General features: G+C 66.8%; 10 protein-coding genes and 1 riboswitch. Of the genes, 2 read left to right on the top strand and 8 right to left on the bottom strand.

Annotated elements, in window-relative coordinates; all coding sequences use genetic code 11:
• Positions 1 to 98: 98 nt before the first annotated feature.
• From EV656_RS12455 to EV656_RS12440, 4 genes are all read right to left on the bottom strand, one after another.
• Positions 99 to 767, bottom strand: a complete 669-nt coding sequence (locus EV656_RS12455; protein WP_132604573.1) for a cell wall hydrolase — start codon at positions 765 to 767, stop codon at positions 99 to 101.
• Between the two features lie 120 nt (positions 768 to 887).
• Complete coding sequence (locus EV656_RS12450; RefSeq protein WP_132604570.1) at positions 888 to 3,467, bottom strand: putative PEP-binding protein; 2,580 nt, start codon at positions 3,465 to 3,467, stop codon at positions 888 to 890.
• 47 nt (positions 3,468 to 3,514) lie between these two features.
• Positions 3,515 to 5,767, bottom strand: a complete 2,253-nt coding sequence (gene glyS / locus EV656_RS12445; protein WP_132604567.1) for a glycine--tRNA ligase subunit beta — start codon at positions 5,765 to 5,767, stop codon at positions 3,515 to 3,517.
• Position 5,768: 1 nt separating this feature from the next.
• Positions 5,769 to 6,713 (bottom strand): glycine--tRNA ligase subunit alpha, encoded by a 945-nt coding sequence (locus EV656_RS12440; RefSeq protein WP_132604564.1) that lies wholly within the window; start codon positions 6,711 to 6,713, stop codon positions 5,769 to 5,771.
• A 182-nt stretch (positions 6,714 to 6,895) separates the two neighbouring features.
• Between EV656_RS12440 and EV656_RS12435 the strand changes: the two genes are divergently transcribed.
• Positions 6,896 to 8,668, top strand: a complete 1,773-nt coding sequence (locus tag EV656_RS12435) for a serine protease (RefSeq protein ID WP_132604561.1) — start codon at positions 6,896 to 6,898, stop codon at positions 8,666 to 8,668.
• Between the two features lie 45 nt (positions 8,669 to 8,713).
• Here EV656_RS12435 and EV656_RS12430 read toward each other — a convergent pair whose 3' ends face one another.
• The 3 genes from EV656_RS12430 to metZ form a co-directional block, all read right to left on the bottom strand.
• The gene (locus EV656_RS12430) at positions 8,714 to 10,162 is read right to left on the bottom strand and encodes a TrkH family potassium uptake protein (RefSeq protein WP_132604558.1); all 1,449 of its coding nucleotides are present in this window, start codon (positions 10,160 to 10,162) and stop codon (positions 8,714 to 8,716) included.
• 41 nt (positions 10,163 to 10,203) lie between these two features.
• Entirely contained in the window at positions 10,204 to 11,304 is a 1,101-nt protein-coding gene (folE2, locus tag EV656_RS12425; protein WP_132604555.1) for a GTP cyclohydrolase FolE2, read from the bottom strand.
• Positions 11,305 to 11,392: 88 nt separating this feature from the next.
• A complete protein-coding gene (gene metZ / locus EV656_RS12420) occupies positions 11,393 to 12,565 on the bottom strand; it encodes an O-succinylhomoserine sulfhydrylase (protein ID WP_132604552.1) in 1,173 nt (390 codons plus the stop codon).
• Between the two features lie 43 nt (positions 12,566 to 12,608).
• A riboswitch (SAM riboswitch) is annotated at positions 12,609 to 12,687 on the bottom strand.
• A gap of 83 nt (positions 12,688 to 12,770) precedes the next feature.
• Between metZ and EV656_RS12415 the strand changes: the two genes are divergently transcribed.
• A complete protein-coding gene (locus tag EV656_RS12415; protein ID WP_132604549.1) occupies positions 12,771 to 13,472 on the top strand; it encodes a glutathione S-transferase N-terminal domain-containing protein in 702 nt (233 codons plus the stop codon).
• On the opposite strand, the gene EV656_RS12410 is transcribed toward EV656_RS12415, so the two are convergent.
• The gene (locus tag EV656_RS12410) at positions 13,469 to 14,755 is read right to left on the bottom strand and encodes a homoserine dehydrogenase (protein ID WP_132604546.1); all 1,287 of its coding nucleotides are present in this window, start codon (positions 14,753 to 14,755) and stop codon (positions 13,469 to 13,471) included. The two genes, EV656_RS12415 and EV656_RS12410, sit on opposite strands and share 4 nt — an antisense overlap.
• Between the last annotated feature and the right edge of the window lie 36 nt (positions 14,756 to 14,791).

Genomic DNA, 14,791 nt, shown 5'->3' with positions numbered 1-14,791 from the left:
GGGATCTCCGGGCGGTCGTTCCCGCCCTTGATAGGCAGCGCCGGTCACACTGACCGGCCGCAGGCGGCAGGACAGCGGCCACAAGCGACAGCAAACGCTCAGCGCGCGCGGCTGGCCTGGCGATAGAAATGATGCACACCGATGGTCGCCGTGCGCGGCAGACGGCTGGCCCAGCGGGGATTCACGGCGATGGTGTGATAGTGGGTGGCCCCGCCGGTCAGGCGGCGCGGCGCCCCATCCAGCATGAAGCGCGCGATCTTGCCCAGGCGCACATACGTGGCCTTTTCGCGGATGACCTCGGCCTTGCCGTCGCAGTTATAGGAAAACTGGCATTGATGGCGCTTGCCCGTTCCCTGGTTGACCACGCCACAGACCGTATCGGGATAGTCGGGCGAGGACACGCGGTTCAGGATCACCTCGGCCACGGCGAACTGGCCCTGCACGCTTTCGCCGCGGGCCTCGAAATACAGCGCCTCGGTCAGGCATTCCCATTGCTTGCCGCCCTTGGCCGCGGGGCGCGCATCCAACCAGGCGGTGGAATAGGTCGGCGCATCGAAGGGGCGCGGCGCCGCGGCCAGCCGCGCCAGGCGACGGTCGCCCAGGCGTTGCAGCGCGACGCGTTCGGTGGTCAGCAGGCGGGTCAGGTTGTCGCCCAGGATCACGGTGGGATCGTTGGATTGCGAACCACGCATCTCGGCCGGGGCCGGGCTAACGGCAATCAAAGACAGCGCAAGCGCGCCCGCAAGGCGCGTCAGGGAAAAGGCCATGGAGTCCTCACCAGATCAGACCGCCGCGGCGGCGTCCAGCCACGACCCATACGCCCAAATCCCCGCAGAGTCCAGACATGTGACAGTAATGCAACATTCCGCCGCGCCCGGCGGCCCGCTTCAGTCGTGGAAAAGCGGTTTCCCGAGGGTCAACTGCGCAGCGGCCAGCCGCGCCACGGGCACCCGGAAGGGCGAACATGAAACGTAATCGAACCCGGCCCGGCGGCAGAAATCAATCGATTCGGCATTGCCCCCGTGTTCGCCGCAGATCGACAGGGTCACGTCGGGCCGCGCGCGACGGCCGCGTTCGGCCCCGATGGTCAGCAATTCGCCCACCCCGTCGGTGTCCAGCGTGTGAAAGGGATCCTCTACGAAAACACCCTGCTTGACATAGGATCCCATGAAACGCCCCGCATCGTCGCGCGACAGGCCATAGGTCATCTGCGTCAGGTCGTTGGTCCCAAAGCTGAGGAAGGCCGAATGCTGGGCGATCTCGTCGGCGCGCAGCGCGGCGCGCGGGGTTTCCACCATCACGCCCAGGCGGTAATCGAAATCGACGCCGCGTTCGGTCCGCACCGCGGCGGCCAGCGCGTCGATCCGGGTCTTGACCAGTTCGACCTCGCGCATGGCCGAGACCAGCGGGATCATGATTTCGGGCACCACCGGCGCGCCGTCGCGGCTGACCTCGATCGTCGCTTCAAAGATCGCGCGCGCCTGCATGTCATAAATCTCGGGCACCTTGATGCCCAGACGCACCCCGCGCATACCCAGCATCGGGTTGAATTCCGACAACGCCTGAACCCGGCGCGACACGTCCGACAGCGGCAGGTCCAGCGCCTCTGCCAGTTCGCGCACACCCTCGCGCGATTGGGGCAGGAATTCGTGCAGCGGCGGGTCGAACAGGCGAATGCAGACCGGCAGGCCCTGCATGATCTCGAAAAGCTGTTTGAAATCCTCGCGCTGCATCGGCAACAGCCGCTCCAGCACCGAGGCGCGATCCTCTGGCCCGGCGGCAAAGATCATCTCGCGCATGACGGTCAGCCGGTCGGCCTCGAAGAACATGTGCTCGGTCCGGCACAGGCCGATCCCGTCAGCCCCGAAACGGCGCGCGGTCTGGGCATCGGCGGGCGTGTCGGCATTGGCCCGGATGCCGATGTCACAGGCGGTCTCGGCCCAGCTCATCAGCGCCTGAAAGGCGTCGTCCAGCGCCGGGTTCAGCATCTTGCCCTCGCCCAACAGAACCTGGCCGTTGGTGCCGTCCAGGGTGACGATGTCGCCCTCGTGCAGCTTGTGCCCATCAGCGGTAATCAGCACCCCGTCCCGGCGGTGCAGGCGCATGTCGGACATCCCCACCACGCAGGGCACCCCCAGCCCCCGCGCGATCACCGCCGCGTGGCTGGTCATGCCGCCGCGTTCGGTCATCACGCCGGCGGCGGCGTGCATGCCGCGAATATCCTCGGGCGTGGTTTCGCGGCGCACCAGGATGCAGGGTTCGCCCCGCGCGGCACTGGCCTGCGCCGCGGCCGAGCCGAAGACCAGCCGCCCCACCGCCGCACCGGGGCTGGCCGCGATACCGTGCGCGATGGCATGGCGCGGATCGGAGGGGTCCACCTGGCTGTGCAGCAACTCGCTGACGGCGCGGGGTTCGATCCGCAACAGCGCCTCTTCGCGGGGAATGATCCCCTCGTCGGCCAGCATCACCGCGATGCGCACCGCGCCACGCGCGCTGCGCGCCACACGCACCGCATCCAGCACGTGCAAATACCCGTTTTCCAGCGTGAATTCGATCTGCATTTCCTCGCGCAGATTGATCCGGCAGGTTTCGCCATACCGCTTGAGCTGGGCAAAGACCTCTGGCGCGCGCTCTTCCAGCGAGGGGCCGCGCGGATCGCGCCCCAGGTAAAGCGTGCCAGGCCGCGCGCGGGTGGCGGCGCGGCCCTGGCTTTGCCCCAGATAGCGCCCGGTGACCTGGCGCTTGCCGGTCTTGCCATCGACGAACTGGATCAGGCCCGACCCGCTTTCGCCCGGCCCCAGCCCCAGTGCCATCGCCTGCACCACCAGCCCCAGCCCGGCATCGGCAGGCGCGCCGCGCGCCTGGCGCAACAGCCGGGCGGTCGTGCCCTCCCACGCGCGGGCCATGGAGCGCAGCACCTCTGACAACTGGCGCGCGGGCTCTTGCGGAAAGGGTTCGTCGGTTTCCTCGGTGTAGGCCTCCAGCGCGGCGGCCAGCGCGTCGGCGCTGTCGCCCTCTTCTTCGAACATGTCGGGGTCCAGCCGGGCCACATGCACCGCATAGGCCTGAACGAAAGACAGGTAGAGCGCGTTCGCCGCTGCCGCGCCATGGCTTTCGACCAGTGCCGCGTGGCGCGCGTCGTTCATGCCGATATTCAGGATAGAGGCCGGCCCGCCCCAATCGGGATCCTGCGAACTGGGCCGGACCGAGACCAGCGGCGCCCGCCCGAACAGCCCCAGCAAGGCGGCGATGTCGGGCATTTCACCCTGTGCGATCCGGTGCACCGCGCCAAAGGACAGGGCCACGGTACGCGGCACCGGCAGGCCCAGGCGGATCAGCCGTTGCAGGCATTTCGCCCGCCCGCCATGGCGCGCGGGCACGATGTCCGCGCCGGGCGTGATCTGGGTAAAGTCAACGAACTCAGACTGTTTCTGCACCGCAGCGTCCCCTTGCCTGCCCTGCAGCATACGCCCGTTGCGACATCTGGCAAGCGTGCCGTGGCGTGTCGCGCCGCTCAGCCCTCGATGCGGGTCAGATCGGCGACGCGCAGGCAGGTTTCACGGATACGATACAGCAGGTTCAGACGGTTGCGGCGCACGATATCATTGTCGGTGTTGATCTGCACCGCCTCGAAGAATGCGTCGATCGGCGCGCGCAGGCTGGCCATGGCCGCCATGGCGGCGGTGAAATCCTCGGCCTGCAACGCCGGGGCAATGGCCGCATCCGCACCGTCCAGCGCGGCGAACAGCGCGGTTTCGGTGGCATCCTCGGCGAATTTCACGTCCGCGCCGAAACGGTATTCGACGCCGTCCTTTTCCTCGGCCTGGGAAAGGATATTGTTGGCCCGCTTGAACCCCTGCACCAGGTTTTCGCCATCCTCGGTTGCCAGCGCCGCGTTCAGCGCCTCTGCCCGCTTGACCAGCAGGCGCAGGTCATCGGCCTGCGGCATCGCCAGGCAGGCGTCGATCACGTCGTGGCGAATACCCGCGCCGCGCAGGTGGACCTTCAGCCGGTCATGGAAGAAGGCCAGCAGATCGTCGCTCATCTCGGGCAGGCTCTTGCGCAGGCGCGCCAGCCAGGTGCCCTCTTCGATCTCGACCGGCTCGTCCTTATGGGTCAGCTTGTCGATGACCGCATGGAAGGCAGCGCCGAAAACGCCGTGGCGGGCGATCTCGTCCACCAGATGTTCCAGGAAGAAGCGGTCGCGCTCTTCGGCGGTGTCCAGGTTCAGCGCCAGCACATGGGTCAAAAGCTGCATGTCGATCAGCCGTTCTAGGCCGATACGCAGGTCGTGCTCAAGGATGATGCGGATAATGCCCAACGCCGCGCGGCGCAGGGCAAAGGGATCCTTGGAGCCGGTCGGCTTTTCGTCGATGGCCCAGAAGCCGGCCAGCGTGTCCAGCTTGTCGGCCAGCGCCACGGCGACAGACACCGGCGCCTGCGGCAGGTCGTCGGCCGGGCCAAGCGGCTTGTAATGCATTTCGCAGGCCTCGGCGACCTCAGCCGGCAGGCCGGCGGCCTGGGCATAGTAGCGGCCCATGATGCCCTGCAACTCGGGGAATTCGTAGACCATTTCCGAGGCCAGGTCGGCCTTGGCCACCCGCGCCGCCTGCTCTGCCAGGTCCGGGTCGGCGCCCACCATCGGCGCGATCTCACGCGCCAGGGTGGCGATACGATCGATGCGCAGGGCCTGGCTGCCCAATTCGCTCTGAAAGGTGACGTGGGACAGGCTGTCCAGCCATTCCTCCATCCCGTCTTGCGCAATCTTCAGGTCGTTGCCCCAGAAAAACGCCGCATCCGACAGGCGCGCGGCTAGCACTTTTCCGTTGCCGTGCAGGATCGTTTCGCCGTCATCGGGGGTTTCGCGGTTCGCAACTGTCACGAATCGAACAATCCGCCCGGTTTTCGGGTCGCGCACCGAAAAGAACTTCTGATGCTCTTTCATAGAGGTCTGCAAGACCTCTGGCGGCAGGTCCAGAAACGCCTCGCCGATCTTGCCCATCAGCACGACGGGCCATTCCACCAGACCCGCGACCTCGGTCAAAAGGCCCTTGTCCTCGACCACCTCCAGCCCGCTGGCAAAGGCGGCGTTGGTGGCGGCGTGCCAGATATGCTCGGCCCGTTCGTCTTGGTCCAGCACCACCTTGGCGCGCTTCAGCTTGGCGGCGTAATCCTCGAAGGACACAACGGAAAACGGATCGGGCGCCATGAAGCGGTGGCCGCGCGTGGTATCGCCCGCGCGGATGCCGTCCACGTCCATCGGGACGATTTCGGCGCCGTTTTCATCGCTGAGGATACACAGGATCGAATGCAGGGGCCGCACCCAGCGCAAGCTGCCCGTGCCCCAGCGCATCGACTTGGGCCAGGGGAAATTGCGGATCGTGGCCTCCAGCACCTCGGCGACGATCTCGGCCGCGGGGCGGCCGGGCTTGTCGATCACGGCGAACCAGACCTGGCCCTTCTTGGTGTCGCGCGCCTCCAACTGATCGCGGGTCAGCCCGGTAGAGCGCAGGAACCCCTCCAGCGCCTTTTCGGGGGCGTCCACCTTCGGCCCCTTGCGCTCTTCGCGCAGATCGGGGCTGCGGGCCGTCAGACCGTCCACCGCCAGCACCAGGCGGCGCGGCGTGGAAAACGCCTGGGCCGCGGCATAGGTCAACCCGGCCTCGACCAGACCGTCGGTCACACGCTTTTTCAGTGCCTCACGGGCACCGGCCTGCATGCGCGCCGGGATTTCCTCGGAAAAAAGTTCGATCAACAGGTCGGGCATGTCAGACCCCCTCGGCCGCGGCGTCCGCCGTCCAGCCCCCGGCATTGGTTTCCACGAAGGCGTCCGCGCAGCGTTTCGCCAGCGCGCGCACCCGCCCGATATAGGCCTGCCGCTCGGTCACCGAGATCACGCCGCGCGCGTCCAGCAGGTTGAAGAAGTGGCTGGCCTTGATGCACTGGTCATAGGCCGGGTGCACCATGATGATCCGCTTGCCGCTGCGCGGATCGTCCTGCGGATGATCCAGGATGCGGACGCATTCGGCCTCGGCCGCCTCGAAGAACTGGAACAACTTGTCGGTGTCGGCCACGTCGAAATTCCAGCGCGAGTATTCCTCTTCGGTCTGGCGGAACACGTCACCATAGCTCAGCGGGATCGGCGCGTCGGGGTCGTTGAACGGCATCTCCATCACGTGATCGATGCCCAGCACATACATCGCCAGACGCTCCAGCCCATAGGTCAGCTCGCCGGAAACGGGATGGCAGTCATGGCCGCCGACCTGCTGGAAATAGGTGAACTGGCTGACCTCCATCCCGTCGCACCAGACCTCCCAGCCCAGGCCCCAGGCGCCCAGCGTCGGGCTTTCCCAGTCATCCTCGACAAAGCGGATGTCGTGGTAGTCGAAATCGATACCGATGGCGGCAAGCGAGCCGAGATAAAGCTCTTGCAGATCCGGCGGGCTGGGTTTGATCAGCACCTGGTACTGGTAGTAGTGCTGCAACCGGTTGGGGTTCTCGCCATAGCGCCCGTCGGTCGGGCGGCGCGAGGGCTGGACATAGGCGGCGGCCCAGGGGCGAGAGCCCAGCGAACGCAGCGTGGTCGCCGGGTGGAAGGTGCCCGCGCCCACCTCCATGTCGTAGGGTTGCAGGACGGCGCAGCCCTTGGCCGCCCAATAGCCCTGCAACCTCAGGATGATTTCCTGAAAACTCCGCGGCTTGTCCACAGTCATCGCGCGATGGCCCCTCGTGCCGGTGAAACCAGCGCCTCAATAGGCAAGCCCGGCCCCGGGGTCAATCAAGCCAGCGGGAACGGGGCCACTAAGGGCGTGCAATGCAGTGGCACTTTGCTACCTTGCAAGTCAGATTCGCGGAAAATTCCGCGCGATAACATCATCCAAGGGGACTGAACCCTATGAAGAGACTGTTCGTTATCCTGTTCTTGACGATTGCCGCCACGATGCCCGCCAAGGCCCAGGATCAGGCCTTTCTACAGATCGAGGCGCATGCCAGCCTGCAAGAGGCACAGGACCGCGCCCGCGCCTATTCCGGCGTCTTTCCGAACATCGTGGCCTATCGCGTTGCCACGGGGTGGTACGCGCTGGCCATCGGCCCCTATTCGCAAGACCAGGCAGAGACCGAGATCGGGCGCCTGCGGGCCGAAGGCCTGATCCCGCGCGACAGTTTCATCGGCTATGGACGCGATTTCCGCGAACAGGTCTGGCCGACCCAAGCGCCGCGCCCGGCCCAGGCCATGCCCGCACAGACCCCCTTTGCCCCGATCCCCGCGCAGCAGGTGATGCCCGCCACAGACCCCGAACCGGCCCCGGCCATCGACACCACGCCGCCGCCCCCGCCCGAGGAAACCCTGGCCGAGGCCCGGCGCTCGGAATACGGGCTCAGCCGGGATGAGCGGGCGCAGCTGCAAATCGCGCTGCAATGGCAAGGCTATTACAACGCGGGCATCGACGCGGCCTTTGGTCCGGGCACCCGCAGCGCCATGGCCGCCTGGCAAACCGACCGCGGCTATGAGGCCACGGGCGTTCTGACCACCCGCCAGCGCGCCCAACTGCTGGACGAGTACGAGACCCAGATTGCCAGCCTGGGCATGCGCGAGATCGAAGAACCCGAGGCAGGAATTCGCATCGACATGCCTCTGGGCCTGGTGCAGTTCGACCGCTACGAGCCGCCCTTCGTGCATTACAAGTCCCGCGACGGCAGCGGCGTGCGCGCCCTGCTGATCAGCCAGCGCGGCGATCAGGGCACGCTCTATGGTCTGTACGACATCATGCAGACCCTCAAGATCGTGCCGGTAGAGGGCGAGCGGAACCGGACCACGCGCGACTTTACCCTCACCGGCCGGAATGAACGTATCGCCTCGCATACCTATGCCACGCTGACCGGCGGCATGATCAAGGGGTTTGCCCTGATCTGGGAACCGCAGGCCGACGAAAAGCTGATGCAGCGTGCCGTTGCGATGATGCGCGACAGCCTGGACTCGGTGCCGAACGTGGCGCTTGACGAAACCCTGGGCGAGGCGACCGAGGCACAGCGCGCCGACATGATGTCGGGTCTGGAAATCCGCACGCCCGAAAGCACCCATACCGGGTTCTTCGTCGATGGCGAGGGCACCGTGCTGACCACGCTGGAGGGGCTGTCGCGCTGCGACCGCATCACTATCGGCCCCGACCTGAACGCAAGCCTTGGGGCCACCGACCCGCAGCTTGGCCTGGCCCTGCTGCAGCCCTCGGTGCGGCTGGCCCCGGTGGCCTACGCGGCGTTCCAGTTGGCCGTGCCCCGGCTGGGGGCGGATATCGCAGTTTCGGGCTTCTCCTATGGCAACGTGCTGGATCTGCCGGTTCTGACCTTCGGCACCATGGCCGACCTGCGCGGCCTGAACGGCGAGGACAGCCTGAACCGGCTGGAAATCGAGGCGCTGGAGGGCGACATGGGCGGCCCCGTTCTGGACGCCAGCGGCGCGGTGCTGGGCATCCTGCTGCCCCCGCCCGGCGGTACGCGCCAACTGCCCGAGGCGGTCCGCTATGCCGCCGACGCCGAGGCGATCGCCGGTTTCCTGACGGCCAACGGCATCACCCCCGGCGCCGCCCAGGCCAACGGCGCGCTGCCCCCCGCGGTTCTCAGCCGCCGCGCGGCGGACATGACCGTGCCGGTGTCCTGCTGGAACTGACGCATCGGGCGGGGCGCAATCAACCGCGCCCTGCCCGCCCCCGCCTTACGCGCGCCAGAACTGGACGGTCAGGATCGCGTAGACCACCAGCAATTCCAGCCGCCCGATCAGCATCGCACCGGACAGGATCCACTTTGCCGGGTCGTTCAGCCCCGCGAAGTTGCCCGCCGGGCCGATCTGCTCGCCCAGACCGGGGCCGATATTGGCCAGCGCCGCCGCCGCACCCGACAGCGATGTCGTGGCATCCAGCCCGGTTGCCCCCAACAGAACCGATGTCGTCCCCAGCGTCACGACGAAGAACACGAAAAACGACATGACCGACGACAACACGTCGTCATCCACCGGCCGCCCCTGATAGCGCGGCTGGAACATGCCGTGCGGCGCGTAGATCGACTTGATCTGCACGCGGATGGCGGAAAACAGCAATTGGTAGCGGAATACCTTGATCGAACAGGCGGTCGATCCCGCACAACCGCCGATCAGCCCGATGAAGAAGAACAGAACGACCGGAAAAGCGCCCCACAGCATGTAATCCGTGCTGGCATAGCCGGTGCCGGTCAGGATCGACACGACATTGAACAGCGCCTTGCGGAACGCGTCCTCGTCCGCGCCGCCGGCGCGTGCCATCTGCCAGCCGGCCATCACCAAAACCAGCACAACAGCGATCCCCAGGAACACCCGGATCTGGCTGTCGCGCAGCAACGGTTGCGCAGTGCCCGCGACCAGTTGCACGTAACGGACGAAAGGCAGCGCCGCCAGCAGCATGAACACCACCGCCACGTACTCCACCCCGGGCCCAAAGGCGCCGAAGGACGCGTCGTAATTGGCAAAGCCACCCGTGGCGACCGTGGTCATCGCGTGCACCGTCGCGTCGAAGGGCGTCATGCCCACCGCCAGGTAGGACATCCCGCAAATCACAGTCAGCGCGATATAGATGACCGAGATGCGCTGCGCGATCTGCGTGGCCCGCGGCAGGATCTTGCCAAAGGTATCGAACCCCTCGGAACGGAAGATCTGCATCCCCCCGATCCGGAGTTCCGGCAAGAACACCATGGCCACGACGATGATGCCCACGCCGCCGAACCATTGCAGCACGCCCCGCCACAGCAATATGCCGGGCGGCTGGTCCTCCAGCCCGCTCATCACCGTGGCGCCGGTGGTGGTCAGGCCCGACATCGCCTCGAAAAAGGCATCGACCGGGCGCATCTCGGGGGCGCCCAGCACAAAGGGCAAGGCCGCAAAGACCGGCAGAACCAGCCACACGCCCGAGGTCAGGAAAAAGGTCTGCTGAACCGACAGGCGGTCCTCTTCCCCGTTGGCGCAGGCTATCGCGACCAGCGCCCCGGTGATGCCCGTCAGGACCGCGGCCTCCAGAAAGGACTCCCAGTTCGGATTGCCGGCCGCCAGGTCGAACCCCATCGGCAGCAGCATGGTCGCCCCCAAAACGGCGACCAGCAGGCCGATCACATATCCGACGGGGCGCAGGTCAAACATGGCCTAACGCTTGGCCCTGCCCGCACGCCCTGTCAAGCGGCTCAGCCGGCGTGGATCAGCGTCGCGAACAGCTTGGGGTCCAGGCTGTCGGCGGCGAATGTCTCGCCCTCGGTCAGCACGCTGATCGCGTCATGGCTGTGCAGGCTTTCCTGATGGCTGGCCAGCACCCGGAAATCGCCGATGCGCGGATCGCGTTGCAGCCCCTCGGCAAACAGCCGCGCCGCATCCTCGACAAAGATCGGGTTGGCGGCGTTCAGCTCGGCAAAGGCCTGCTCATCCTCGCGCTTCACCATCACCTGGGTTTCGGTGGGCACAGCGGCGCGGCAGATCTCGATCAGATCCTCGAACCACAGGCACTCGGCCTCGGGGTCCAGCGCCACGGAAATCCGCGCGACGGAGCGCTGCGAATGGGGCGTGGCCAGTTGCCCCCGCGCCTGGCGGGCATGTTCGGACAACTCCAGCGAGCACGGGCAGGTCGAGCTGTAGACGTAATCCAGATGCATGATCTTGCGCGCGACACCGGCCTGTTCCACCAGTTCCAGCGCGATATCGTAATACTGATATCCCGACAGCCCCGACCGCAGCGACCCCACCTTCATCGGGAAGGAGAAGCGCATCGCGATCCGCGCGTCCAGGCTGTCCAGGTCGGCCTTGTAGCTGTCCAGCGCCGCCTCGATTACCTCAAAGCTGAAGGTGCGTTCCGCATGGGCATAAAAGCTGCGCATGATGCGCGACATGTTGATGCCCTTCTTCTCGGCCTCCAGGCTGACGCTGCCGGTGACAGAGGTTTCCAGGGTCAGATCGCCATTGTCGCGGGTGTGAAACCGGATCGGCAGGCGGAAATTGGAAATGCCCACATGCTGGATTGCCCGGCGCGCGCCCCGGATCAGGCTGGACGGCCCGTTCTGCAGGTCGGGCAGCGTGTCCTTGTAGGCGGCATCGGCCTTGAAATCGGCCGGATAGCTGCGGCTGAGCGCGGGGTAATCGGACACCGGCCCCGGCATCAGCCCCTCTACCGCGGGGTCCAGGGTGTTGCGCTCAGCCGCGCTGGCGCCGGCTGCCCACTGACGCAGGACGGCCAGCGCGTGTTCTGCCTCGTCGCGGGTCGGCTGGCGGTCGATCTCGCGGTTATGCATGTTCATCGGGGCGCTCTCCTTCGCAACCTCGGGCCGGACCCCAAAGATGGGCGCGTGCGAAAGAAAGTCCAATTCTTTTGCATCCCGCCGCCGATCACAGCATGTCGAGCGCGCCCCGCAGATCGGCGATCAGATCGGCCGGTTCTTCCAGCCCCACGCTGAGGCGCAGCAGCCCCGGCGTGATCCCAAGCGCCGCCTGACGATCCGCGGACAGGCGTTGGTGCGTCGTAGTGGCCGGGTGGGTGGCAATACTTTTCGCGTCCCCAAGGTTGTTGGAAATCTTCCATATTTCCAGCGCATTAAGAACACCAAAGGCCGCATCCTGCCCGCCCTCAACCTCAATGGACAGGACCGTGCCGCCCTCTGGGAATTGCGGATAGCCCGGATCGCCGGGCAGACCGGGATAGATCAGGCGCGACAGACGCGGATGGGGGACCAGCGCCTCGGCAATGGCGCGGGCGGCTGCGGCCTGGGCGCGCACGCGCAACTCCAGCGTTTCCAGTCCCTTCAGCATCACCCAGGCGTTGAACGGGCTCATCGCGCCGCCGGTGTGTTTCATGTAGGTCTCTACGGGGCCGCGAATATCGGCCTCGCGCCCCAGGATCAGCCCGCCCAGGCAGCGGCCCTGCCCGTCGATATGCTTGGTCGCGGAATAGACCACCAGATCGGCGCCCTGCTCGATCGCGCGGGAAAAGACCGGGGTGGCAAAGACATTGTCCACGATCACACGGGCGCCCGCGGCATGGGCGATGTCCGCCACGGCGGCGGCGTCGATCACCTCAAGCGTGGGGTTGGACACGGTTTCGAAGAACACCGCCGCCGTGCCGGGCGTGACCGCCGCGCGCCACTGATCCAGATCGGTGCCATCGACAAAGGCGACCTCGACCCCGAAGCGCGGCAGGATATCCTCAAGAATATACAGGCAAGATCCGAACAGCGCCCGGGCCGCGACCACGCGGTCGCCCGCCTTCAGCATCGCGGTCAGCGCGCCGTTCACGGCCGCCATGCCCGATGCGGTGGCAAAGGCGGCCTCGGCCCCCTCCAGCGCGGCGATGCGATCCTCCAGCATCGCGACGGTCGGGTTGCCGTAACGGGCATAGATGAATTCATCCGGCCCGGACTGGCGGAACCGCGCCTCGGCGGCCTCGGCGGACGGGTAGGCAAAGCCCTGGGTCAGGAACAGCGCCTCGGACATTTCCCCGTATCCGCTGCGACGTGTTCCGCCATGCACCGCCTGCGTGCGTTTCGACCAGTTCCCTTTGCCCATCGCGCCCTCCCGCGCATGAAAAAGCCCCCACCGTCACGGACGCCGGGGGCAAGCCCTGACCCTTTTAGCGGTTTGTTTAACGTGGCCCGCAATCCGGTGAACAAATCGCCACGCCGTTTGGCTACGCCCCGGCTGCACCGGCGTCAAGACATCTTGCCGCGGGGCGGGATCGCCCCACCCTTGCATCAACAGCAACGGAGGCCCCATGCAACCGATCGAATTCCACTACTGGCCCACCCCCAACGGATGGAAGATCGCCATCGCGCTGGAGGAGATGGGCCTGCCTTACGACCTGCACATGGTCGATATCGGCGCAGGCGACCAGTTCGCCCCCGAGTTCCTGAAGATCAGCCCCAACAACCGGATGCCGGCTATCGTGGACCCGGACGGACCGGGGGGCGGGCCGGTCTCGGTCTTCGAATCCGGCGCGATCCTGCTGTACCTGGTGCGCAAAACCGGGCGGTTTATCGGCGAAACCGAGCGCGACCGGATCGCGGTCGAGGAATGGCTGATGTGGCAAATGGGCGGCGTCGGGCCGATGGCCGGACAGGCGCATCATTTCCTGCACTACGCCACCGATCTGGACCCGCCGCAGGTGCTGCCCTATGCGCAGGACCGCTATCGCGCCGAGGTCGCGCGGCTTTACGGTGTGCTGGACCGGCGACTAGCCGATAATACCTATGTCGCGGGGGACTTCTATTCCATAGCGGACATGGCGATCTGGCCCTGGGCGTCACTCTGGGAACGGCAGGAACAGACGCTGGACGACAAACCGCACCTGGCCCGCTGGCTGGACGCGGTAGGCACGCGCCCGGCGGTGCAGCGGGGCCGCGCCCTGGCTGCCGAACGGCGGCAGAACATCGGCACCGACCGGCAGGCGCAAGCGGTGCTGTTCCGGCGGGATTAGACCTGCTCGATCCGCAGGGCCACCGGGTCGCCGGCCACGACGCCCGTTGCGGCAAAACCCGCGCGGGCATGATCCAGCGCATCGCGCGTGGTCTTGTGGGTGACGATCAGCACCGGCGCGGTCGGGTCGGTGTGCCGATACTGGCGCATGCGGTCGATGGAAATGCCCGCCTCGCCCAGAACGGTGGCCACCTTGGCCAGCGCGCCGGGGCGGTCCTCCAGCTCCATCCGCAGGTAATAGGGCGCGGCGGCGCTGGCGCGTGCGGCGCGGGCCGGTTCCAGCGCAGCAGCCGGCGCCCCGAAGGTCGACACCCGGAAGCCCCGCGCAATGTCCATCACGTCGCCCATCACGGCGCTGGCGGTCGGCCCCTCGCCCGCGCCTGCACCGCGCAGGAAAACCTGGCCCACGGCGTCGCCTTCCAGAACCACCATGTTGGTCGGCCCCTCCAGCGTGCCCAGGGGCGAGGATGCGGGCACCAGGCAGGGCGACATGCGCTGTTCCAGTCCGCGGCCGGTCATCTGCGCAACGCCCAACAGCTTGATCCGAAAGCCCATATCGGCGGCATGGCGGATATCGTCGATGGAAATCCGCTCGATCCCCTCCAGTTCCACACCGGCGAAATCGACCCGCGTTCCAAAGGCGATAGAGGCCAGCAGCGCCAGCTTGTGGCCCGCGTCGATCCCGCCGACATCCAGCGTGGGGTCGGCCTCAAGGTAACCCAGGGCGTTGGCCTCGTCGAAAACGGTTTCATAGGGCAGGCCCTCGCCCTCCATCCGGGTCAGGATGTAGTTGCAGGTGCCGTTCATCACGCCCATCACGCGTTCGATGCTGTTGCCGGCCAGCCCCTCGGTCAGGGCCTTGACCACGGGGATGCCGCCTGCGACCGCGGCCTCGAACCGGATGACGCGGCCCGCCTCTTCGGCGGCCTCGGCCAGGGCCTGGCCGTGGATGGCCAGCATCGCCTTGTTGGCGGTGACCACATCCTTGCCCGAGGCGATGGCGGCCTCTGTCGCGGCCTTGGCCGGGCCGTCCGACCCGCCCATCAGTTCCACCAGCACGTCCACGTCATCACGACGGGCCAGCGCCACCGGATCGTCCTCCCAGTCATAGGCGGACAGGTCCACGCCGCGATCCTTGTCACGGGTGCGGGCGGAAACGGCGGTGATGACCACCGGTCGCCCGCTGCGTTGGGCCAGCAGGTTGGCACGCGACTGCACGATCTTGACGACACCGGCGCCAACGGTGCCAAGCCCGGCAATGCCGAGGCGCAGGGGGGTGGTCATGGGCGATGCTCCCGGGTCAGGTCTGGGTTCGCGGGT

Source organism: Rhodovulum adriaticum (genome assembly GCF_004345735.1).
GTDB lineage: Bacteria > Pseudomonadota > Alphaproteobacteria > Rhodobacterales > Rhodobacteraceae > Rhodovulum > Rhodovulum adriaticum.
This window is presented reverse-complemented; position numbering and strand designations above follow the sequence as displayed.

Bases quoted from the DNA above. Each gene is read 5' to 3' on its own strand.
- EV656_RS12415 (WP_132604549.1), top strand. From the start codon at position 12,771: ATGCAACCGATCGAATTCCACTACTGGCCCACCCCCAACGGATGGAAG.
- metZ (WP_132604552.1), bottom strand. From the start codon at position 12,565: ATGGGCAAAGGGAACTGGTCGAAACGCACGCAGGCGGTGCATGGCGGA.
- folE2 (WP_132604555.1), bottom strand. From the start codon at position 11,304: ATGAACATGCATAACCGCGAGATCGACCGCCAGCCGACCCGCGACGAG.
- EV656_RS12450 (WP_132604570.1), bottom strand. From the start codon at position 3,467: ATGCTGCAGGGCAGGCAAGGGGACGCTGCGGTGCAGAAACAGTCTGAG.
- glyS (WP_132604567.1), bottom strand. From the start codon at position 5,767: ATGCCCGACCTGTTGATCGAACTTTTTTCCGAGGAAATCCCGGCGCGC.
- EV656_RS12410 (WP_132604546.1), bottom strand. From the start codon at position 14,755: ATGACCACCCCCCTGCGCCTCGGCATTGCCGGGCTTGGCACCGTTGGC.
- EV656_RS12430 (WP_132604558.1), bottom strand. From the start codon at position 10,162: ATGTTTGACCTGCGCCCCGTCGGATATGTGATCGGCCTGCTGGTCGCC.
- EV656_RS12440 (WP_132604564.1), bottom strand. From the start codon at position 6,713: ATGACTGTGGACAAGCCGCGGAGTTTTCAGGAAATCATCCTGAGGTTG.
- EV656_RS12455 (WP_132604573.1), bottom strand. From the start codon at position 767: ATGGCCTTTTCCCTGACGCGCCTTGCGGGCGCGCTTGCGCTGTCTTTG.
- EV656_RS12435 (WP_132604561.1), top strand. From the start codon at position 6,896: ATGAAGAGACTGTTCGTTATCCTGTTCTTGACGATTGCCGCCACGATG.